The following is a 21,069-nucleotide window of genomic DNA, read 5'->3' as shown; positions in this document are numbered from 1 at the left end:
GCGGTAAACAATTTAGGCTTGGCAACACTCTACATTAACTTAAACTTTCGGTAAAACAACTTGGTGAGATTGATCCTGATACTTACCCAATCGGTCTTCATAAGTAACCTTACAGGGTTCTCCTTCAAAAAATAACAATTGGGCAATCCCTTCATTCGCATACACTCGACAGTCAGCACTCGAAGAGTTGGAGAGTTCTAAGGTCAGATGGCCGCGCCAACAGGCTTCTGCGGGGGTGGCATTCAGGATAATAGAACATCTAGCATATGTGGACTTACCCAAACAAATGACCGTAATGTTAGGGGGAACGTCTAGGCGCTCTAGGGCAACACCTAAACCGTAACTATGGGCAGGAATAATAAAAAAGTCTCCCTGTTCATCCTGGTGCAGGGGAACAGATTCGAGATTTTGGGAATTAAAATTTTTCGGATCGACGACTGTACCGGGAATGTGCTTAAAGATGAGAAATTCTTTAGGACTTAATCGAATATCATAACCATAGGAGGAGGCTCCATAACTTAAGACTTTTCTGACTAATCCATGGTCTTCTTCGATCGCCCGAATCAATGAAGGTTCAAACGGGTCAATCATCCCACTCTGGGCTTGTTCGGCAATCCACTTATCATTCTTGAGCATATCTGAATTCTAGTTTATCAAGACTTTAGTCATCATACATGAAGTGTTTCCTTCTTGTATCAGGTTCGTATCCTGTGTACCTTAATCTCCCCTCGCGTAGGGGAATTAAGGCGAGTGAGGGGCGAGATTGCCCCTCTCCCTAGACCACTAAACACTCAGGATAGACTCTTGAATCGTCTTATTAAAAATAATCCGACCGGGAGTCGTGCGAATATACTGGCAGAGCTGTTCCCCTTCGGCCGTTTCCCGCACTCGACGATAGAGGTAAACCCGGTTAACGGTTCCGTCTTCGAGCTGTTCTTCGGAGACGATTTCATCATCCTTTTCGGGGGATTCCACCTCACCGTCATACCGCACCCAGATATAGGTATGTAGCTCTACTTGATCTTGATCGTAGGCTCGAATAGCATCATCTAAAGAGGCAAAAAAGCGATCGCCCCCTTTCTGCGCCCAAGGATTTTCCGCCGTTAAATAGTAACATCCCAACACCATATCCTGAGACGGCGTAATAATCGGCCGTCCCGTCGCCGGAGACATCACATTATTCGACGCTAACATCAACAACCGCGCCTCAGATTGGGACTCCAAAGACAACGGCACATGCACCGCCATTTGGTCGCCATCAAAGTCAGCATTAAACGCCGGACAAACCAACGGATGTAACTGAATCGCTCGCCCTTCCACCAACATCGGTTCAAAGGCTTGAATCCCTAACCGGTGCAACGTCGGAGCGCGGTTGAGCAAGACCGGGTGACCTTCAATCACCTCTTCCAGCACATCCCAAACACTCGGATCATTCCGTTGAATCAGCTTTTTGGCCGCCTTAATATTATTCACCAAACCTTGACGAATTAAGCGATGAATCACAAACGGTTGGAACAATTCGATCGCCATTTCCTTCGGTAGACCACACTGGTAAATGTGTAACTTTGGCCCCACCACGATCACCGAACGACCGGAATAATCCACCCGTTTTCCTAACAAATTCTGCCGGAACCGGCCCTGTTTCCCCTCAATAATATCCGACAAAGATTTCAACGGCCGGTTATTGGCTCCCACCACCGTGCGACCTCGCCGACCATTATCAATCAGAGCATCCACCGCTTCTTGTAACATCCGTTTTTCATTACGGACAATAATCTCCGGTGCTAAAATCTCTTGCAGCCGAGCTAACCGATTATTCCGGTTAATCACCCGACGATAAAGATCATTTAAATCGCTCGTGGCAAACCGCCCCCCATCCAACTGCACCATGGGACGCAAATCGGGCGGAATCACCGGAAGCATACTTAAAATCATCCATTCCGGTTTAGAACCCGTAGCAATAAAGTTATCAATCACCCGCAAACGTTTGATTAACTTCGCCCGTTTTTGCCCCTTAGAATTAAGGATATCTTCCCGCAGTTGTTCCGCTACCGTTTCCAATTCTAAATCGCCTAATAAGCGCTCAATGGCTTCTGCACCAATGCCCACTTCCACGCCAATTAATTCTGACTCTTCAGAATACAATTGGTCTTCAATGTCCATCCACTGGTCTTCATTGAGCAGTTGTTTATAACTGAGGGGGGGAATTTCTTCATTGGTTTTGGCCACTTCTGGCGTATTACCGGGATCGAGAACAACATAGGCATTAAAATACACAATTTGTTCCACATCCCGCAAAGGCATATCCAGCAGAATCGCCATATAACTGGGTATTCCTTTTAAGTACCACACATGGGCAACTGGAGCGGCTAATTGAATATGACCCATGCGATGGCGACGCACTCTAGATTCCGTGACTTCTACGCCGCAACGCTCGCAAACAATCCCGCGATGACGAACTCGTTTATACTTTCCACAATGACATTCCCAATCTTTAGCTGGCCCAAAAATCCGCTCGCAGAAGAGGCCATCCATTTCGGGCTTGAGGGTACGATAGTTAATGGTTTCTGGTTTGGTCACTTCCCCAACCACTGACCCATTGGGAAGGGTTCGCTCTCCCCATTGCCGAATCCGGTCAGGAGAAGCAATACCAATTTTGACGTAATCAAACCGTTGTTGCTGATTTTTCATTGCTGCTGCTCAATGAGTGGTGAATAACGCTGCCTTGAGAAACTGGACTAGCCCAATCTGTTATTATAGCGCTTTGAGGGAGTAATGGGGAATGGGTGACTTTTTATCTGGGTTGTAGAGGCGATCGCCTAAAATGAATCATAAGATCGCAGAGGTGAATATGGTACAGACACCAGCCAAACCCGAAACCGAAACGCTCTTGCTGACCTTACCCACAACCCTAAAGCTCTATGTCACGCAAGAACAATTTGAAGCTCTAGCCGAGAGTAATCGAGATTTACGACTAGAAAGAACTGCAACAGGAGAATTAAGAGTGAATCCACCGACAGGTTGGGAAACTGGAGAACGTAACTTTAGCATTATTGTACAATTGGGTCGTTGGTATGAAGACAATGGTAATTTAGGGAAAGCCTTTGATTCTTCTACCGGATTCATTTTACCCAATGGCGCGAATCTCTCTCCTGATGCCTGTTGGATTAGTCAAGAGCGCTGGGATACTTTGACGGATGAACAAAAGGGAACATTCCCCAATATTTGTCCCGATTTTGTCGTTGAATTGCGCTCAAAGTCCGATACCCTGAAATCCCTGCAAGAGAAGATGCAAGAATATATGGAAAATGGGGCGAAATTGGGTTGGTTAATCGATCCTCAAAATAGAGCGGTGGAAGTTTATCGAGTGGGTTTAGATGTAGAAATCTTATCGAATCCTACCGAGTTATCGGGTGAAGAAGTCTTACCTGGTTTTGTGTTAGATTTACGCCGAGTTTGGGGTTAGAGTTTAGAATCAGATAAAATAAATCCATAGGATACAAGAGGTCAAAATGGTACAGACACCCACCAAACCCGAAACCGAAACGCTCTTACTAACATTACCCACAACCATAAAGCTCTATGTCACACAAGCACAATTTGAAGCTCTAGCTGCCAGCAATCGAGATTTACGACTAGAAAGAACTGCAAAAGGAGAATTAATTGTGAATCCACCTACCGGTTGGGAAACTGGAAAACGTAACCGCAGTATCATCGCACAACTTGATCGTTGGTATGAAGAAAATAAACAGGGGGAAGCATTTGACTCTTCAACAGGATTCATTTTACCCAATGGTGCAACTCGTTCTCCTGATGCCTGTTGGATTAGTCAAGAGCGTTGGGATACTTTGACGGATGAACAAAAGGGAACATTCCCCAATATTTGTCCCGATTTTGTCGTTGAATTGCGTTCAAAGTCCGATACCCTGAAATCCCTGCAAGAGAAGATGCAAGAGTATATGGAAAATGGGGCGAGATTGGGTTGGTTAATCGATCTTCAACAGCGAACGGTGGAAGTTTATCGAGTGGGTTTAGAAGTAGAAATCTTATCGAATCCTACCGAGTTATCGGGTGAAGAAGTCTTACCTGGTTTTGTGTTAGATTTACGCCGAGTTTGGGGTTAGAGTTTAGAATCAGATAAAATAAATCCATAGGATACAAGAGGTCAAAATGGTACAGACACCCACCAAACCCGAAACCGAAACGCTCTTACTAACATTACCCACAACCCTAAAGCTCTATGTCACACAAGCACAATTTGAAGCTCTAGCTGCCAGTAATCGAGACTTACGACTAGAAAGAACTGCACAAGGAGAATTAATCGTGAATCCACCTACTGGTTGGGAAACTGGACAACGAAATTGGAGTATTTCAGGCGAATTATATTTGTGGTGGCGAAATACCGGCGAACCGGGACAAGCTTTTGATTCTTCAACCGGATTCATTTTACCCAATGGCGCGAATCTCTCTCCTGATGCCTGTTGGATTAGTCAAGAACGTTGGGATGCACTGACGGATGAACAAAAGGGAACATTTCCTAATATTTGCCCCGATTTTGTGGTGGAATTGCGCTCAGAGTCGGATACCCTGAAATCCTTGCAAGAGAAAATGCAAGAGTATATGGAAAATGGGGCGAAATTGGGTTGGTTAATCGATCCTCAAAATAGAGCGGTGGAAGTTTATCGAGTGGGTTTAGATGTAGAAATCTTATCGAATCCTACCGAGTTATCGGGTGAAGAAGTCTTACCTGGTTTTGTGTTAGATTTACACCGAGTTTGGGGTGATAGCATTTCCCTATGACGATGTGCTTGAACCATTGGCTTTAGAGCTAATTGTGAGTGAATTTTTAATTAAGGATTTGATATAAAGTCAGAAAAAGGAGCTAGGGAGCGAGATGCTCCCACTCCGAAATATCAAAGGGTTTTAGGATCACCCATTAACCGGATTTGATATTGTAGATTTGGTGATCAATCGCCCTCAAGTTAGATTTAGCCCTGTTTCCGTTGACGCAGGGAACCGACACCCAATGCACCGAAGGCTAATAATCCTAAAACAGAAGAAGGTTCTGGTACGTCTACAATCGGCTTACCATTGGTTGGAGATACGGTGCTGTTGTGCCGATATGTTGAGGCGTACATTAATGTCCCTGCATAAGCGGTTTGCGCTGTAGCGAGGGCTGCAAATCCGGCTAAAATAGCTGAAATCAAGGCTTTCATGAAAGGTCTCCTGAGAATTGATTGTAATATCAAGTCCGGTTAAACAGTTGTCATTGCGATCGCAGGGAAGCATTCGCGTTTCGCGTTTCGCGTTTCACGCAAGCTTCGCTTTCATGTCCGCGAAGCGGAAACGCCAAGATTCGGGGATGATCGAGATTGCTTCATTCCGCTCCGCTCCATTCGCAATGACATAGTGTAATTGATTATCCGGACTTGATATATAATTTACTAATGTTGTGCATGGTCTTGATTGACCCAAGGGTGGGGGCGGGTTTAAGAAATCGATAGATGCAGGAACAAAGGCTAGGCGATCGCAATTGGCCAGGTGTCCTCAACCGGTAAGTTACAGCACTTTGCGCTTTAGTAATGGGAGGGGGGGAGGCAAAAGGCAAGAGTGGAAACACTGGCTATTGCCTATTCCCTAATCTGCACTGAACGGGTGGATGAGATCACCCAAAAGATTGCTCCTTTAAACTACGAATAGGAGCCAGAAACCCGGACAGATTTGGGTTTAGTAGAAACTAGATTACATAATTTCTCGGATCATCTTTATCTAAGCTTCATAATTCTGATAGTAATTTTAAAGAGTCTGTAAAGTTGGGTATGAAAGGCTTGAGTACAATCTCAGAGGTGTGGGAAAGTAACAACTGTACTGGATAGTAAATAGGGCAGGCATCATAGGTTTATGAATAACTCTTCCTTCAAATCACTCTCAATTGTCACTGCTGGATTGACTATTGGCTTAGGTTTATCAATCAGTCAAGCTCAATCAGCTCAAGCTTCTCCAGTGAATGACAATGTAATCGATGCACTGGTTCTAGACTTAGATACCCTGATCAATTTTGATAATACGGGTGCAACCGCAGAAGCGGGCGAAGTTTCCCCAGGGTCTGGAACTGGAGCAAGCACTTGTAACTCTCAAGACGGTTGGTGCAGTTTTGAGACAAATGTACAAAGCTCTATTTGGTACAGCTTTGTTGCCTCTGAAGATTTGTTTGTTGACTTTTACTTTACAGGGATGGATAGCCAGGCGGCTCTTTGGGAAGTTCTCGATCCGACAGATTTTGGTACATTTACTGAAGTGGCTGCAAATGATGATAGTGGGCCTGTGTTTGCACCATACATTACACCTGTTAGCGTCACTCAAGGTAGTACCTATTATTTGCAAGTTGATGGATATAGTGGAGCTGAAGGGACTGGAACTTTTATTGCCAATTCAACACCAGTACCTGAACCAGCCGCTACATTAGGACTCTTAGCACTGGGACTGTTAGGTACAACAGTTCTCAAGCGTAAGCAGAATTAGTTGCTCTTTCAGCATATCAGAACCATGTAGGGTGCGTTATTAACGCACCCTAAGTTCTATCAAATCCGTTTAAACAATTGTCATTGCGATCGAAGGGAAGCATTCGCGCTTCGCGTTTCGCGTTTCACGCAAGCTTCGCTTTCATGTCCGCGAAGCGGAAAAGCCAAGATTCGGAGATGATCGAGATTGCTTCATTCCGCTCCGCTCCATTCGCAATGACATAGTGTAATTGATTATCCGGACTTGATATATAATTTACTAATGTTGTGCATGGTCTTGATTGACCCAAGGGTGGGGGCGGGTTTAAGAAATCGATCGTTTTTTCCTAAATTTTGGTGAACCCGCCCCTACAATTGCCTAGAGATTGCGGTTGTGACGCTTGCGTTTTCCGAGGAGCGCTAGACTGGTGATGCCCATTGCTGCTAACCCTGTCATGGGTTCTGGTACTGAGGTTGGTTCATGTGTTTCTTCAGACGCAGGAACAAAGGCTAGGCGATCGAAAATCAAGCCATCACGACGGCTACCAATATTAAAGGAGACTGAGTTAATGAGTTCACCCGGTTGAGCATCAATGCGGATGTAACCATTGCGAAGGTGAATACCAGTCCGCCAACTTGGTAAAGTATCAATCGCGGCAACTTGCGACACTCCATTCACCAGTAACTCATGATAGGTAATGTTGGTTTGAAAATTGCCCAAACCGATACCAAAAGATGTTGCACCACCCTCAATATGGAATGTAGTCCGATCAGCAAGAAAGTGTAGTCCGACTCCCTCCCACTCTTGGTTTTGAGGCGTATTCACAAGTGCATGATGACCATCCCAAAGGTTATTGGTATACATTCCCGTCTGGGCTTCATTGTAAAGGGCAGGTAACACACTGATGGGTTCCGTGGTAGGATTGGTGTACGAAATCGATAACCCTGGAACCAAGGCAGTATCTTCAAAGCTTTCAATGGTATACCCCGTGATTCCCAGTAGTTCATCCATGGATGCGGTATCTGAGCTATAACTGGTTCCACTGAATAAGTTAATTTCAAACGGATCTGCATAAGCAGCTTGTGCTGTGGCAATGGCGGCAAATCCCGCTAAAACACCTGAAATCAAGACTTTCATAAAATTTATCCCGATCATTAACGAACCAGGAACGAATAGCGCTCCTATAAGTTAGTCAGTTTTTTCGGGGCGATTTTATGCAAAATCACGGATATTGTAATGAAACGTTACATTTATGCAGGCGATGGACAATTCCAAGACATGAGTCTAGCGGTATTGGCGATCTCAGCAGATGTAGAACATCCTTATTAAGCGCTCAAGGAACCAAGGGGATAGAATAGGAAAACTGTCAAACCTGTTTACATCTGGGAGAAACGATTGAACAGCCCCTATTCAATGCCCCCTATCCTCTCTAGAGCCTTTGATATTATTGTGGTGGGTTCCGGAGCTGCGGGACTCTATGCCACTCTCTGTTTACCCGCACACTATCGGATATTACTGGTAACGAAAGATAAACTTCGCACGGGTTCGAGTAAATGGGCGCAAGGGGGGATAGCGGCGGCGATCGCCGAGGATGACTCACCAGAATTGCATCGGGAAGATACACTACAGGCAGGAGCGGGTTTGTGCGATCGCCAGGCGGTAGAGTTTTTAGTGAATCATGCTCCAGAAGCCATTGATTCTTTACTGAAACTCGGTGTTGCTTTTGACCGCAAAAACAATAAACTCGCCACTACCCTAGAAGCGGCCCACTCTCGCTCTAGGGTTCTTCATTCCCAAGACACCACCGGCCGCGCCATTATTGATATTCTCACGGCGAGAGTCTCCGAGCGATCGAATATTCAAGTTCTCTCCCAAGCCTTTGCCCTCAGTTTATGGCAAGATGCACCGGGCGCTGCCATTCAAGGGATTAGTTTACTGTGGAACAATCAGATTATCTGGCTCAGAGCCAATGCAGTGATTTTAGCGACTGGAGGCGGCGGCCAAATCTTTGCCCAAACGACTAACCCACCCGTGAGTACGGGGGATGGGGTGGCTCTAGCATGGCGTGCAGGTGCGGCGATCAGGGATTTAGAGTTTGTCCAGTTCCATCCTACAGCATTGAGCAAACCGGGAGCGCCCCATTTTCTGATCAGTGAAGCGGTGCGCGGAGAAGGGGCCCATTTAATTGATCAACAGGGGCGCAGGTTTGCCTTTGATTATGACCCCAGAGGGGAGTTAGCGCCCCGTGATGTGGTCAGTCGGGCGATTTTTAATCATTTGGAGAAAACGGCCCCCGATCCCGTCAGAGCGACAGTTTATCTGGATTTGCGGGCGATCGCCCCAGAAAAAGTACGCTATCGTTTTCCCAATATTATCCAAAAGTGTCAGCAATGGGGCATTGATGTCTTTCAAGAACCGATCCCGGTTGCGCCAGCAGCCCATTATTGGATGGGAGGAGTGGCGGTAGATTTGATGGCAGCGACCTCGATACCGGGATTATATGCGATCGGGGAAACAGCCAGTACGGGAGTCCATGGAGCCAATCGTTTAGCGAGTAATTCCCTATTGGAATGTATTGTATTTGCTGCTCAGTTACAGAAATTAGAGATAGAACCGGTGGCTGTTGCTCCCCTGCCGACTTCGAGAACGGAAACCGTAGACTGGGATGCCGAGCAACTGTTTATTGCCTCCATTCGCCAACAATTACCGGCTCTGATGTGGCACAGTGCGGGCATTTCTCGCCAGCAGTCTATATTAGAAGAAGCGATCGCCACAGTGAGCGCTTGGCGTGCGGAAGTTTTCGAGAGTGCGATCGGTCAATATTGGCAGAATTTATCCCCCGATGACAACCTAAAATTCAGCTCTGAACAGTCAGCAACCCAATTAAAATTAGCAGCAGAAACCCTAAATTTACTCGATATTGGCTATTGGATTCTCAAAAGTGCAACCTTTCGCACCGAAAGCCGAGGCGGTCATTATCGCAACGATTATCCCCAACCCTCAGCCGATTGGCAAGTGCATACCTTAATTCAAGGTAACCAAGTTTATTCAGGGTAATGCCCTCTCCCTCAATCCCTCTCCCACGGGAGAAGGCTTGCCCTGAGCGTAGCCGAAGGGGGCTGGGGGATGAGGGGCAGCCATTTATAACTCATTTACGTTTGCTATATGATGACAAATCATCGTAAGGTGGGCAGGATATCCTTGCTAGAATTTTAATCATATCGCTCCTTCTCCTGCCCACCCTACCTAGATGATACTTTCCCCTTTCTCCCACAGGAGAAGGGGGTAGGGGGATGAGGGCAGAATGACTCATTTAAAAGTTCTATAGCGCTAAGTAATTCAATCATAAGGTAATTACGAACATGGTTAACCTTTCTCAAAAGCAGCAAACTAGCCTGCCAACAATGTACGATTTACCCAGTGAAGAAGTAGGAGAATCTGGTTTGCCCGATCTATTCCATCCCCTACAAGCGACCTTGTTGCGCTTAACCTTTCAACCGTTCACTTATCCCTCTGAACGGGTACTGGCGGCAATGGATCTCAATATTTATTATGACCCGAATAATACGCGGCTATACAAGCGTCCCGACTGGTTTGGAGTCGTGGGAGTCCCCAAATTGTATGAAGAACAGGATTTACGGCTCAGTTATGTGATCTGGCAAGAGGGCGTTAATCCTTTTATTGTCGTAGAACTGCTCTCTGCGAGTACCCAAAAAGAGGACTTGGGAGAAACTGAGCCTGAACCAGATGAACCTCCAACTAAATGGCAAGTGTATGAAGAAATTCTGCAAGTGCCCTATTATGTGGTTTACGATCGCAAAAATAGTGCTTTCCGAGCCTTTCATCACCAAGGGAAGCGCTATCAAGAGTTACAAGTACCGGATAATCGCTTATGGTTACCCCATCTGGGAATCGGTTTAGGATTATGGCAAGGTGTGTACGATAATAGCGATCGCCTCTGGTTACGATTTTATGATGCTTCGGGCAACTGGATTCCTACGCCTGAAGAACGGGAACGACAACGAGCTGAACAGGAGCGACAACGGGCTGAACAGGAGCAACAACGGGCTGACGAGCAACAACAGCGAGCAGAACGCTTTCGGCGGTTGCTTCTGGAAAATGGCATTAACCCCGATGATGTTGGATGATATCAAATCCGAATAATCAGTTTGGATCATGATTCTAGAAGGGATTATTTCAAGCCATGAAAACTCTAGAGGAGATTAAATGTATTTTGCAGGAACATCAGGAATTGGTACGCCAACAGTTTCGAGTGACAGAAATGCGAGTTTTTGGTTCTTATGCACGTGGCGAGCAAACGGAGGACAGTGATGTTGATATTTTAATTGGCTATGAGAGAGCGCCCACCCTTTGGATGTTGGTAGAATTGCGAGATTATTTGAGTGAAGTACTGGAGATGCCAGTTGATGTGGTAACCGATGGAGGGTTGAAACCGAGGATTCAGGAAAGGGTTTGGGCGGAGGCGATTGAGATATGACTCAACGGGATTTAACTGATTTTTTACAAGATATATTTTAAAGGTAATACAAATATAGTTAACCTTATTAACATTGATTATGATCTGGTTTTCTAAAGGATGGACGATCGCCGTCATACTGATTGCTCTGTTAATTGCAACTCCGATTCTTTGCGTGGTTGCCAGTAGTTTCACTAACACGGGAGAAATCTGGTTACATCTCATGGAAACGGTGTTACCTCGCTATTTGTTGAACTCGTTTGGCTTAATAGTCGGCGTGGGAATAGGGGTATTACTGATCGGTGTGGGATGCGCTTGGTTGGTGACGATGTGCGAGTTTTGGGGAAAGCGCTGGTTTGAGTGGGCGCTGTTGCTCCCCTTAGCCGTGCCTGCCTATGTTTTAGCTTACACCTATACGGAGTTTCTGGAATATTACGGCCCGGTGCAAACGATGCTCCGGAGTCTGTTCGGTTGGGAAACGGTGCAAGATTATTGGTTTCCTCCCGTGCGATCGCTCCTTGGGGCTATAATTTTGCTCAGTTTGGTTCTCTATCCCTATGTTTATTTATTAACTAGGGTTGCCTTCCTGGAACAAGCCACCTGTACCCTGGAAGCCAGCCGCTCCCTGGGCTGTAATCCCTGGCAAAGTTTCCGCAAAGTGGCGCTCCCCCTAGCTCGACCGGCAATTATGGCGGGGTTGTCGTTGGCTCTGATGGAGACGTTGAGCGATTTTGGTACGGTGCAATATTTCGGTGTAGATACGTTTACGACGGGTATCTATCGTGTCTGGTTTGGCATGGGGGAACATGCAGCCGCTTCCCAGCTCTCCTCTGTGTTATTGATGTTTGTTTTAGGGCTGATTATCCTAGAGCGCTGGTCTCGTCAGCAAGCCAAATATTACCAAAGTGGCGATCGCTTCCGAGCCATTCAACCCTACCAGTTAACCGGAACACGGGGGGGTTTGGCGGCGATCGCCTGTATGGTTCCCATTGGCTGTGGCTTTTTACTCCCGGCTGGACTGCTGCTGCAAATGGCGATCGCTAACCCGGACACTCTCCAAGGTCGATTTTGGGAATATGCCCAGAATAGCCTCATTCTCGCTGGCATGACTGCGCTCTTGGGAGTCATTTTAGCAGTAGCGATCGCCTATGGAGTGCGCTTAAACCCCACCGTTGCCATGAACAGCGCTGCTCGACTCTCCTCCATGGGATACGCCATCCCCGGCTCCGTGATTGCCGTCGGTATTCTCATCCCCCTGGGAGTCTTTGATAACACCGTCGATGCTTGGATGCAAGCCACCTTCGGCATCTCTACCGGTCTGCTCCTCAGTGGTACAGTTTTTGCCCTCATTTTCGCTTACTTGGTGCGCTTCTTAGCGGTCGCTTTTGGAACCGTAGAGTCCAGTCTGGGCAAAATTACCCCCAATTTAGACCATGCCTCCCGCAGCCTCGGCTACGGAGTCACTCAGACCCTCTGGCGCATCCACGTCCCCATGATGCGCGGTAGCCTATTAACGGCGGCGCTCCTAGTATTTGTGGATGTGATGAAGGAATTACCCGCAACCTTAATTATCCGTCCCTTTAACTTCGACACCCTCGCCATCCGCACCTATCAACTCGCCTCCGATGAACGCCTAGCCGAAGCTGCCGGCCCCGCTTTGGCTCTGGTGCTGGTGGGGATTTTACCGGTGATTTTGCTGAGTCTGAGGATTCGCCGGTTTAGCGCGTGAGATCAAGATCCCCCTAAATCCCCCTTTTTAAGGGGGACTTTTCTGATTCCCCCCTTTTTTAAGGGGGGTTAGGGGGGATCAAAATGTAACGTTTTATTACAAAAATCGTGATTTTGCATAAAATCAGCCCAAAAAAACTGACTAACTTATAGAGGCCTCTGTGGTTTCTGTAGTTCAATGCTCAGTATGGGAGTCACAATGATGAATTTATTCAATGCAAAACAAAAGTTTAGTATTTTCATGGCATCTTTAGTGTTTTGGGTTTTGCTACCCAATCGTTCTGAAGCGGCATTAATCAACTTTGATGATGGTGTCCATGGAGAAGCGATTGATAGCTTCTATGCTAATGATGGTGTAGAATTCCAAAATGCTCAGTGGGTAAATAACCATGGACTGAGTGGGACTTCAGGTTCTTTCGCAATGACTAATGGTTTGATATGGACAAGTTCTAATCCAGTTGTAGCTACTTTTGCGCCGGTTGTTTCTAGTATAAGTATTGTTGGTATTGATATTGGATTAAATGGTGTACGAATAGATGCCTATGATTCATCTACTGGCGGTAATTTGATCGGTTTTGATCAAGTCTTTGGAAGTAGTGACGGTGTAGGGGAATTCTTTACTTTGGAAGTCAATTTTCCTACGATCAAGCGAGTGGAAATTTACCAACCTCGAAATATTATGCCTAGTGATGGCATTCTTCTAGAAGATTTGCAGTTTGAGAGGGTTGAGGAAGTTTCTTCACCTGAGAGCGTTCCAGAACCTTCTTCTGTTTTAGGAGTATTAGCCTTTGGTGCGTTGGGTGTCGGTTTCCTGCGTCAACGGAAACAGGGCTAAATCTAACTTGAGGGCGATCGCCGCATCTAGGCTAGTTTAGCAGAACTGGCGATCGCTCCGTTCAAGGTGGCTCCGTGGCGATCGGCCATATAATTGAAAGGAGATTAAAATCCTAACAAAGCTCATCTTATGAAATATATCAACCTACAGGAAACAGATATCAAGCTGGCTGCAATTATTGAAGAAATGAACATCACCCAATCACAAGTCATCCTGACCGATCGCGGTTTACCCGTGGCTCGGATTGTTCCTTATCAATCATCAGCTACATCAGTGAAGAACTATCCCCTACGAGGAATGCCGATTACCATTTCTGATACATTTGATGAACCCATGTCTGAACTTTGGGACGCATTAGGAGAATGATTACCCGACAACTTCCATAAAGATCCCGCAGACCGAATCTTAGTCGCGATCGCCCGCAGATATAATATCCCCTTAGTCATTTGCGATCGAAAAATTCTCAGCTATCCCCATGTACAAACCATTTGGTAGATAGGAGAAGCGGCGATCGCTCTGTTCAAGGTAGCTCCGTGGCGATCGGCGATATAATCAGAAAATAGAGGAATTATACAAGTGTAATCTTATGAAAATCGATTCTGTCGCTCCTCAAATCATGAATAAAGAAGTCGTTATTTCCACCCTTCAAAACCACCTAAGCACCTTAGATAACCTCGGCGTAAAATCCTTGGCTCTGTTTGGTTCTGCTGCTCGTAACCAAGCCACACCGGATAGCGATCTAGATTTTCTGGTAGAATTCCAAGGGCCAGCCACATTGGATGGTTATATGGATTTGAAATTTTTTCTAGAAGATTTATTTCAAAAATCTGTCGATCTGGTCACTCGACGCTCCCTCAAATCCCAAATTAGCCAATCCGTTTTAGCAGAGGCCGTTTATGTCACGCAGTCTTCGTCTCTACCTAGATGATATCCTCAAAAGCATCAATAAAATTCAACGTTACACCACTCAAATGTCTCAAGATCAGTTGGTTGCTGATGAACGAACATTTGATGCAGTTGTCCACAATCTACAAATTATTGGTGAAGCAACCAAAAGTATCCCTGAAGACATCCGCAACCGATACACTTCAATTGATTGGCAGAAAATCATTGGACTCCGTAATATTATTGTTCACACCTATTTTTCAGTCGATGATGAAATTATTTGGGATACAGCGCTTTGCGCTGTAACGGAGTGTAGTAAAAGATCCCCCCTAACCCCCCTTAATAAGCTTGTCTTGTAGGGGTTTTAAGATACCCTCTCAATTTGGCTAAAAATCATCCAATATGACAAGATTTTCTGGTTTGTTGACTATCTGTAGGGGCGTTTCATGTCACAAAGCGAAACGGCCGTTCGCCCCTACATACCAAATTGTACTTCAACGAAACCCCTACAGGATTAGCTTAATAAGGGGGGAATAAGAAAGTCCCCCTCTTTTTTAAGGGGGATTTTCCGCAAGCGGACATGAAAGGGGGATCGAAGTGTACCACATAACAGCGAAAACTGCTGTATGCTCCTGCTCACCCTAAAAGGATTGGTAATCTTGAAAGTGAAACCCAACCTACCGATCCAATCTGGACTTAGCCAAAGTATTTAATAATCGCGTCCGCAAACTCCGAACATTTCAGAGGAGGCTTAACCGGAGGCTCCATTAATCGGGCTAAATCATAGGTCACTTCTCGATTAGAAATCGCCTTTTCAATGCCCATTTTAATTAAGTCTGCGGCTTCTTTCCACCCCATATATTCCAACATCATGACTCCGGAAAGAATCAAAGATCCCGGATTAACCCGATCCAAACCCGCGTGTTTGGGGGCAGTACCATGGGTGGCTTCAAAAATCGCACAAGTATCGCCAATATTGGCCCCTGGGCCCATGCCTAACCCCCCAACAATAGCGGCGGCAGCATCCGAGAGGTAATCCCCATTTAAATTCATAGTAGCGAGGATCGAATATTCTCCGGGACGGGTTTGTAATTGTTGGAAAATACTATCGGCAATCCGGTCATTAACCATGACTTTCTCTTTCCATTTGCCATTACCGTGGCTTTCCCAAATCGCCTCCAAAACGGCCTTAACTTCCGCACAGGCTTCTTGTTTTTTATCAGTGGTTAAAGCATCATAACCGGGTTCAAGTTTGCGAGCATTGTCTTCTAAACTAATGTCTGGATTGTCTTCTTTATTGCTCAAAATCCAGGATTCGCGCTCGGTAACACATTGGTCGCGAAACTCAGTCGTTGCTAACTCATAACCCCAGTCACGGAAGGCTCCCTCGGTATATTTCATAATATTGCCTTTATGAACCAAGGTGACCATTTGTTTTTCTTTAGGCAGCCGCAGGGCATTTTCGATCGCCCGCTTCACCAGTCGTTGGGTTCCGGTTTTACTGATGGGCTTAATGCCAATGCCAGAGTCGAGGCGGATTTGCTTTGTCCCATGCTCAGGGGTAGCAGGAATGAGATCGCTATTGAGGTATTCAATTAACTTCTTAACAATCTCTGTGCCTTCGCGCCACTCAATACCCAAGTAAATATCTTCGGTATTTTCCCGATAGATAATCACATTCATTTTCTCTGGGGTTTTGTGGGGTGAAGGCGTTCCAGCATAGTAACGACAGGGACGCACACAAGCATACAGATCGAAGATTTGCCGCAGAGCCACGTTGAGGGAGCGAATACCGCCACCAATGGGGGTGGTTAAGGGGCCTTTAATAGCAACGCCATATTCGCCGATCGCCTTGAGAGTATCTTCGGGTAGATACTGGTAGGTTCCATATTGATCGCAGGCTTCATCACCCGCATACACCTTAAACCAGGAAATTTGCCGTTTTCCACCATAGGCCGCTTGAATCGCTGCATCAAAGACCTTCTGAGAGGCAGGCCAAAGATCTACCCCCGTACCATCTCCACGAATGAAGGGAATGATGGGATGGTCGGGAACAACGGGTTTACCTTCAGCAAAGGTGATTTTTTCGCCGGTTTCGGGAGGGGTAATTTTCTCGTACATAGGGTAATCATTCCTAACATTAAGGATTTGTGCTTACCGGAGTTCGGTTAAGCACGTACCAGGCTACCAGATCCTTTCGGAAAACCGGTCAAGGATTTATCTTTTTTCCAGGTTTAGTGCTGGGGAGGGAAAAATGGGTCATGGGGAATGGCTATCTGATTTTGTTGGCTTAAGCACTCCGCAAGGCCACAATGGGGTCAAGTTTAGCCGCTTGTTGGGCTGGAAATACGCCAAAAAATAAGCCAATGGTTCCAGAAACACCAATGGCAGTGGAAATCGCCATCAGGGAAATTTCGGCTTCTAGGGGGGTCAAGGCACTAATGATCCAAATTCCTCCTATTCCCAATCCTGTGCCAATTAATCCACCCATAATCGATAAAATCACAGCTTCAATCATGAACTGAATTAAGATATCTTGCTCTGAAGCTCCGATCGCCTTTCTCAAGCCGATTTCTTGGGTGCGCTCGGTCACGGAGACGAGCATAATATTCATAATACCGATACCGCCAACGAGTAAGGAAATTCCGGCGATCGCCGCCAACATCACCGTGAGCGCTCCGGTGATGCTCCCTAAAATACTCATTAATTCCTTTTGAGAGCGCACCGTAAAATCATCCTCATCCGTGATTTTATGGCGAAAACGCAGCAAGTTTTCAATCTGGAACTTGGCCGCGTTCATGCGATCTTCTGACTGAATCGAAATCGAAATAAATGTCACTTGAGTCCCATAGGGGGAGGTGTTGCCCGTAATCCGATTGGTCATCGTCGTCAGGGGAATATAGGCGCTCATGTCCATATTATCCCCAAAAGATGAGCCTTTAGATTGCATCACGCCAATGACGCGAAAACTAACTGATTTTAAGCGCACGGTTTCCCCTAGAGGATCTAAGTCGCCAAATAACCGTTCTGCTAACTCCGATCCTAAAGCCACGACAGTTTCTCGGCGCTTCAAATCCAATTCAGTAATAAACCGACCTCTGGCAATATCTAAACTCCGAACGGGGAGCAATTCTGGGGTACTTCCGGTAATGGAACTGGAGACATTTTGACCCCGATACTGAATCATTTCACTGGCGGTGAGCATGGGAGCAACCGCTTCCACATCGGGGACTTGTTCGGCGATCGCCTCGGCATCTTCTAGAACCAGGGTTTGAGGGGAAAAAACGGGTCGTCTTTGAGCTTCTGGACTACCGGGTAAAACAAATAAAACATTCGGCCCCAGGGAATCGACCTCAGCTCGGACAAAATTCTGCGCTCCTTCGCCAATGCCAATCATAGCAATTACGGAAGAGTTGCCGATAATAATGCCCAGCATGGTTAAACTACTGCGGACTTTATTGCCCAGCAGGGTTTTACCGGCAATGGTTATGCTCTCTAAGATATCCATATGCTTTATTCGATCTCCCGTTTAATGATTTCATCTAGGGTTTTGCCGTCGGGTAATTCCACAAACACGGGTTGACCTGGTTCAATGCCCTCTAGAATTTGGATCTGATTGCCTAAGACGGAACCAATGGTTACTGGTTGAAATTCAGGTCGATCGCGATCGCCAGGCACTAACACCCCGGTTTCTCCCTGATTGGTAATAATGGCAACGGTGGGCACAACTAAGGCATCCGTAAGTTCATCGCCAACAAACGACAAATCCACATTCATCCCCGACTGGAGCAAGTCTAAGCCAGTTTCAATTTCTACTCGCACTTGAAACAGAGTAACATCCCGTTCATTAATGGCTTCCGGGGCAATCAGATGAACGCGACCTTCAAAGGTGCGATCGGGATAGGCATCGGCCACAATTTCTACTTTTTGATTGGGGTAAATTTGGCTAATGTCGGCTTCGGGGACTTTGGCAAGAACTTCTAAGCCTTGTGCCAAAGCCACAATCGAGGTCGAGGTTGCCGAGTCTGCTGAAGATGCAGCCGTGACTGGGGTAACAAAGGCTCCGGGGTCGGCATATTTCTGCACAATTAAGCCAGCAAATGGGGCTTGGACTTCCGTATCGTCAAGTTGCACTTGGTAGTATTGCACATTGCCTTGGGCTTCCGCGAGTTGGGCTTGGGCTTGGGCAATATCTTCCGGGCGAGTCCCATTTTGCAGTCGTTCTAGGGCGGCTTGGGCTTCAGCAACGGTGGCTTGGGCTTCGGCAATATCCTCGGTTCTAGAGCCGTTTTGCAAGCGCTCTAGACGGCGTTGGGCTTCAATTTCCCCGGCTTGGGTTTGGGCGAGATAGGCTTGGGCGCGGCGGCGATCGTCGAGCCGTTGATCCAGTTCATCCCTGGAAATTGCGCCCTCATCGGCTAACTGTTGATTGCGTTGGGCCCGTTCTTGGGCTAAATCTAACCGAGATTGGGCTTCGGCGACCAGAGCTTGGGCCCGGTTGAGGGAGGCTTGAGCTTCGGCAATGTCTTCTGGACGGCTTCCCGCTTGCAATTCAGCTAAATTGGCTTGGGCCCGTCTGAGTCTGGCTTGGGCTTCGGCAATATCTTCAGAACGGTTTCCGGCGATCGCCTTATCGAGTTCCGCTTGCACGCGGGTTAATCTCGCTTGAGCTTGTCGCAGTTGGGCTTCAATTTCTCCTCGCTCCATCAGGGCGATCCGTTGTCCTTTTTCCACGCGATCGCCTTGTTCCACATACAGTTCAGCCAAGCGTCCTTGCACTTTAGGACTAACATTAACTCGGCGAACCGGTTGCACTACGCCACTGGCATTAATGCGAATGGTGAGAGTTGAGGCTTCGGCAGGAACCGTTAAGGAGGCGATCGCCTCCCCTTGAGAAGTCGATCGTCCACTGCTCAGGTACATGATTCCTGTTCCGGTGACGACAGAAACAGCGACGAGTCCCACCAGCCAAGGCAGAGGTTTTTCAAGTTTAGGGTGGATGAGGGGGAATTGCATGATTTAATGTTCCGTAAGTGTCAGCACAATTGAGATTGGTCTGTTGAATTAAAAAGGGTTTCCATAGATAGAGTTCACTCTCTGCACCCCCATTCAGAGTCGGGCTGAAAATTTTCAACTCATCCAGTTGTTGCCCAAATACTTTCAATCTAGCATTGCCCTGTTGAATCCTTCACCGGATGGGTAAGAAAATCGTCATCACCTCTCCGTGCTGAGGTCGTTGACGAATCAACAGTTTACCCCCGATCGCCTCAAACAAGTTTTTGGTCACGCTCAAATTGAGACTCAAGTTCCCTGTTTCCGGTTGAAACATCAACACATGACCCAAGGCCTTAAACCCTGACAAACTGGAGCAAGTTTGAGAGGTTTCCGAGATTAATTGCAGTTTCAGTTGATCGCCTGCGGGAGTTACTTCCACTTGCACATGGGAACCCGTGGGTAAGGTGGAGGTGAAATTCTGAATCACATTGCTTAACACCTGATCCAACAGATGGGGATCGCTAACCACGGTAGGGGTCTGTTGGGGTAAAACCACATCTAAGGTGACATTCCGACGACTGGCTTGTTTTTGCCATCGAGGAATACTCTCTTGAAACACCTGGGCCAGAGAGGTTGGGGTTAAATGAGTCGATTGAGACTTGGTGGGCGTGGTTTCGAGTTCAACGGCCCGGAAAATCAGATTAAAGCGATCGATCTGTTCCGTACATTCACGATCGATAGTTTGCAGGCGTTTTAATACTTCCGGGGGAAGATGAGAGCGTTTGAGCAATAGCCGTGTATAGGTGCGGATGGTGGCTAGGGGGGTTTTGACTTCATGGGCGATCGCCTTGAGTAACTCCAGATCGGGTTGAGGAGCAGGGGAAGCAGGAGAAGGCGCTGGAGAAGCGATCTTTTTGGCGATCTCCGAGGGTTTTTCAGCCGTCGATCCCGTTCCTTGGGGTTCTGGGAGATGTTGCAGCATTAAGCGACTAAAATCCATCACCGTTTGATAGGGGGGCGCAACGGGGGGAAACTGCTGGTAAAAGCGCTCCAGATAGGGGATCTGGTCTGGGGTTCCGGTCGCCGAGACTCGCGATCGCAAGGCTCTCCAAGCGCTCTCAATCTCCTGGGGGTCAAAGGAAAACTGAAAACCCAGCTCTGTATTCTTCTGGGGAGAAACCACCATCACCAAACTCAATGAGGGGGTTAAAACCAGAGCAAACTGTTCGCCCCGCAGAGGATCTTGGGGCAGTAATGGGGTGGTGGGAGTCAGGGGACAAGATTGGCGATCGCCTGACCATACAGGAGTGAACCGCAACCCTAGTCCGGGTTGGGAAGAGGCTGGAGGGAGCTGAAATAGGGTAGAGTGCCCTTCTTGCAGGGGCGAAAACAGCCAACTGGTGATCTGGGGATGGGGATGGGCCAAGATCGGAGAACTAGAGAGGATTAACCCCTGAGCCACTTCCAGCCGATCGAGCAACTCATTTAAGGCGGCGATCGCCCCATACCAACTCCGTTCGGCTTTATTTTGGCGATCGGCGATCGGTTCAGCCCGTGCTAAAATCTCGCTTAACGTCGGCAGCGTCCACTCAAACATAACCATATCCCCCCAATCTCTGCAAGTATGACAGCTATTATCTGTGAGGGT

General features: G+C 47.0%; 19 protein-coding genes and 1 pseudogene. 12 read left to right on the top strand and 8 right to left on the bottom strand.

Going from position 1 to position 21,069, the window contains the following annotated elements:
* Positions 1 to 39: 39 nt before the first annotated feature.
* Positions 40 to 636 (bottom strand): dCTP deaminase, encoded by a 597-nt coding sequence (dcd, locus tag PMG25_RS08050; RefSeq protein WP_283766386.1) that lies wholly within the window; start codon positions 634 to 636, stop codon positions 40 to 42.
* 147 nt (positions 637 to 783) lie between these two features.
* Positions 784 to 2,691, bottom strand: coding sequence for a DNA-directed RNA polymerase subunit gamma (locus PMG25_RS08045; protein ID WP_283766385.1), 1,908 nt, complete (start codon positions 2,689 to 2,691; stop codon positions 784 to 786).
* Between the two features lie 160 nt (positions 2,692 to 2,851).
* Between PMG25_RS08045 and PMG25_RS08040 the strand changes: the two genes are divergently transcribed.
* The 3 genes from PMG25_RS08040 to PMG25_RS08030 are packed head-to-tail and all read left to right on the top strand — an operon-like array spanning position 2,852 to position 4,800.
* Positions 2,852 to 3,466, top strand: coding sequence for a Uma2 family endonuclease (locus tag PMG25_RS08040; protein ID WP_347178772.1), 615 nt, complete (start codon positions 2,852 to 2,854; stop codon positions 3,464 to 3,466).
* Positions 3,467 to 3,512: 46 nt separating this feature from the next.
* Positions 3,513 to 4,124: a Uma2 family endonuclease gene (locus PMG25_RS08035; RefSeq protein WP_283766383.1), complete on the top strand. Its 612-nt coding sequence runs from the start codon at positions 3,513 to 3,515 to the stop codon at positions 4,122 to 4,124.
* 46 nt (positions 4,125 to 4,170) lie between these two features.
* Positions 4,171 to 4,800, top strand: coding sequence for a Uma2 family endonuclease (locus PMG25_RS08030; protein WP_283766382.1), 630 nt, complete (start codon positions 4,171 to 4,173; stop codon positions 4,798 to 4,800).
* Between the two features lie 188 nt (positions 4,801 to 4,988).
* Here PMG25_RS08030 and PMG25_RS24615 read toward each other — a convergent pair.
* Positions 4,989 to 5,075 (bottom strand): annotated as a pseudogene (locus PMG25_RS24615) (PEP-CTERM sorting domain-containing protein); the annotation flags it as partial.
* An 826-nt stretch (positions 5,076 to 5,901) separates the two neighbouring features.
* Between PMG25_RS24615 and PMG25_RS08020 the strand changes: the two are divergent.
* Positions 5,902 to 6,522, top strand: coding sequence for a PEP-CTERM sorting domain-containing protein (locus tag PMG25_RS08020; RefSeq protein WP_283766380.1), 621 nt, complete (start codon positions 5,902 to 5,904; stop codon positions 6,520 to 6,522).
* Between the two features lie 357 nt (positions 6,523 to 6,879).
* Here PMG25_RS08020 and PMG25_RS08015 read toward each other — a convergent pair whose 3' ends face one another.
* Positions 6,880 to 7,638 (bottom strand): hypothetical protein, encoded by a 759-nt coding sequence (locus PMG25_RS08015; protein WP_283766379.1) that lies wholly within the window; start codon positions 7,636 to 7,638, stop codon positions 6,880 to 6,882.
* Positions 7,639 to 7,914: 276 nt separating this feature from the next.
* Here PMG25_RS08015 and nadB point away from each other — a divergent pair, with 276 nt between their 5' ends.
* The 8 genes from nadB (at position 7,915) to PMG25_RS07975 (ending at position 14,785) form a co-directional block, all read left to right on the top strand.
* Complete coding sequence (gene nadB, locus PMG25_RS08010) at positions 7,915 to 9,558, top strand: L-aspartate oxidase (protein WP_347178771.1); 1,644 nt, start codon at positions 7,915 to 7,917, stop codon at positions 9,556 to 9,558.
* Between the two features lie 305 nt (positions 9,559 to 9,863).
* Positions 9,864 to 10,649 (top strand): Uma2 family endonuclease, encoded by a 786-nt coding sequence (locus PMG25_RS08005; RefSeq protein ID WP_283766377.1) that lies wholly within the window; start codon positions 9,864 to 9,866, stop codon positions 10,647 to 10,649.
* Positions 10,650 to 10,705: 56 nt separating this feature from the next.
* A complete protein-coding gene (locus PMG25_RS08000) occupies positions 10,706 to 10,999 on the top strand; it encodes a nucleotidyltransferase family protein (RefSeq protein ID WP_283766376.1) in 294 nt (97 codons plus the stop codon).
* Between the two features lie 79 nt (positions 11,000 to 11,078).
* Positions 11,079 to 12,707 (top strand): ABC transporter permease, encoded by a 1,629-nt coding sequence (locus PMG25_RS07995; protein WP_283766375.1) that lies wholly within the window; start codon positions 11,079 to 11,081, stop codon positions 12,705 to 12,707.
* 198 nt (positions 12,708 to 12,905) lie between these two features.
* Complete coding sequence (locus tag PMG25_RS07990) at positions 12,906 to 13,541, top strand: PEP-CTERM sorting domain-containing protein (protein ID WP_283766374.1); 636 nt, start codon at positions 12,906 to 12,908, stop codon at positions 13,539 to 13,541.
* Positions 13,542 to 13,670: 129 nt separating this feature from the next.
* Positions 13,671 to 13,907 (top strand): type II toxin-antitoxin system Phd/YefM family antitoxin, encoded by a 237-nt coding sequence (locus tag PMG25_RS07985; protein WP_283766373.1) that lies wholly within the window; start codon positions 13,671 to 13,673, stop codon positions 13,905 to 13,907.
* A 220-nt stretch (positions 13,908 to 14,127) separates the two neighbouring features.
* Positions 14,128 to 14,469, top strand: coding sequence for a nucleotidyltransferase family protein (locus PMG25_RS07980; protein ID WP_283766372.1), 342 nt, complete (start codon positions 14,128 to 14,130; stop codon positions 14,467 to 14,469).
* The gene (locus PMG25_RS07975; protein WP_283766371.1) at positions 14,438 to 14,785 is read left to right on the top strand and encodes a HepT-like ribonuclease domain-containing protein; all 348 of its coding nucleotides are present in this window, start codon (positions 14,438 to 14,440) and stop codon (positions 14,783 to 14,785) included. Before PMG25_RS07980 ends, PMG25_RS07975 begins: the two co-directional genes overlap by 32 nt.
* 337 nt (positions 14,786 to 15,122) lie before the next feature.
* Here the strand turns inward: PMG25_RS07975 and PMG25_RS07970 are convergent, their stop codons facing one another.
* The 4 genes from PMG25_RS07970 to PMG25_RS07955 form a co-directional block, all read right to left on the bottom strand.
* Positions 15,123 to 16,547, bottom strand: a complete 1,425-nt coding sequence (locus PMG25_RS07970; protein WP_283766370.1) for an NADP-dependent isocitrate dehydrogenase — start codon at positions 16,545 to 16,547, stop codon at positions 15,123 to 15,125.
* A gap of 169 nt (positions 16,548 to 16,716) precedes the next feature.
* The gene (locus tag PMG25_RS07965; protein ID WP_283766369.1) at positions 16,717 to 17,934 is read right to left on the bottom strand and encodes an ABC transporter permease; all 1,218 of its coding nucleotides are present in this window, start codon (positions 17,932 to 17,934) and stop codon (positions 16,717 to 16,719) included.
* A 5-nt stretch (positions 17,935 to 17,939) separates the two neighbouring features.
* On the bottom strand, positions 17,940 to 19,442 hold the full coding sequence (locus PMG25_RS07960) for an efflux RND transporter periplasmic adaptor subunit (RefSeq protein WP_283766368.1): 1,503 nt from the start codon (positions 19,440 to 19,442) through the stop codon (positions 17,940 to 17,942).
* A gap of 172 nt (positions 19,443 to 19,614) precedes the next feature.
* Positions 19,615 to 21,024, bottom strand: coding sequence for a sensor histidine kinase (locus tag PMG25_RS07955; protein ID WP_283766367.1), 1,410 nt, complete (start codon positions 21,022 to 21,024; stop codon positions 19,615 to 19,617).
* Between the last annotated feature and the right edge of the window lie 45 nt (positions 21,025 to 21,069).

Origin of the sequence: Roseofilum capinflatum BLCC-M114 (assembly GCF_030068505.1) — a bacterium.
GTDB classification, from domain to species: domain Bacteria; phylum Cyanobacteriota; class Cyanobacteriia; order Cyanobacteriales; family Desertifilaceae; genus Roseofilum; species Roseofilum capinflatum.
Note: the sequence above shows the minus strand (reverse complement) of the source record. Positions and strands in the feature narration are given on the sequence as shown.

What these genes read in the sequence shown, in the direction of transcription:
- PMG25_RS08030 (WP_283766382.1), top strand. Translation starts at nt 4,171, where the DNA reads ATGGTACAGACACCCACCAAACCCGAAACCGAAACGCTCTTACTAACA.
- PMG25_RS07995 (WP_283766375.1), top strand. Translation starts at nt 11,079, where the DNA reads ATGATCTGGTTTTCTAAAGGATGGACGATCGCCGTCATACTGATTGCT.
- PMG25_RS07965 (WP_283766369.1), bottom strand. Translation starts at nt 17,934, where the DNA reads ATGGATATCTTAGAGAGCATAACCATTGCCGGTAAAACCCTGCTGGGC.
- PMG25_RS08020 (WP_283766380.1), top strand. Translation starts at nt 5,902, where the DNA reads ATGAATAACTCTTCCTTCAAATCACTCTCAATTGTCACTGCTGGATTG.
- dcd (WP_283766386.1), bottom strand. Translation starts at nt 636, where the DNA reads ATGCTCAAGAATGATAAGTGGATTGCCGAACAAGCCCAGAGTGGGATG.
- PMG25_RS07990 (WP_283766374.1), top strand. Translation starts at nt 12,906, where the DNA reads ATGATGAATTTATTCAATGCAAAACAAAAGTTTAGTATTTTCATGGCA.
- PMG25_RS07985 (WP_283766373.1), top strand. Translation starts at nt 13,671, where the DNA reads ATGAAATATATCAACCTACAGGAAACAGATATCAAGCTGGCTGCAATT.
- PMG25_RS08040 (WP_347178772.1), top strand. Translation starts at nt 2,852, where the DNA reads ATGGTACAGACACCAGCCAAACCCGAAACCGAAACGCTCTTGCTGACC.
- PMG25_RS08000 (WP_283766376.1), top strand. Translation starts at nt 10,706, where the DNA reads ATGAAAACTCTAGAGGAGATTAAATGTATTTTGCAGGAACATCAGGAA.
- PMG25_RS07955 (WP_283766367.1), bottom strand. Translation starts at nt 21,024, where the DNA reads ATGGTTATGTTTGAGTGGACGCTGCCGACGTTAAGCGAGATTTTAGCA.
- PMG25_RS07970 (WP_283766370.1), bottom strand. Translation starts at nt 16,547, where the DNA reads ATGTACGAGAAAATTACCCCTCCCGAAACCGGCGAAAAAATCACCTTT.
- PMG25_RS07980 (WP_283766372.1), top strand. Translation starts at nt 14,128, where the DNA reads ATGAAAATCGATTCTGTCGCTCCTCAAATCATGAATAAAGAAGTCGTT.
- nadB (WP_347178771.1), top strand. Translation starts at nt 7,915, where the DNA reads ATGCCCCCTATCCTCTCTAGAGCCTTTGATATTATTGTGGTGGGTTCC.
- PMG25_RS07975 (WP_283766371.1), top strand. Translation starts at nt 14,438, where the DNA reads ATGTCACGCAGTCTTCGTCTCTACCTAGATGATATCCTCAAAAGCATC.
- PMG25_RS08005 (WP_283766377.1), top strand. Translation starts at nt 9,864, where the DNA reads ATGGTTAACCTTTCTCAAAAGCAGCAAACTAGCCTGCCAACAATGTAC.
- PMG25_RS08035 (WP_283766383.1), top strand. Translation starts at nt 3,513, where the DNA reads ATGGTACAGACACCCACCAAACCCGAAACCGAAACGCTCTTACTAACA.
- PMG25_RS07960 (WP_283766368.1), bottom strand. Translation starts at nt 19,442, where the DNA reads ATGCAATTCCCCCTCATCCACCCTAAACTTGAAAAACCTCTGCCTTGG.
- PMG25_RS08015 (WP_283766379.1), bottom strand. Translation starts at nt 7,638, where the DNA reads ATGAAAGTCTTGATTTCAGGTGTTTTAGCGGGATTTGCCGCCATTGCC.
- PMG25_RS08045 (WP_283766385.1), bottom strand. Translation starts at nt 2,691, where the DNA reads ATGAAAAATCAGCAACAACGGTTTGATTACGTCAAAATTGGTATTGCT.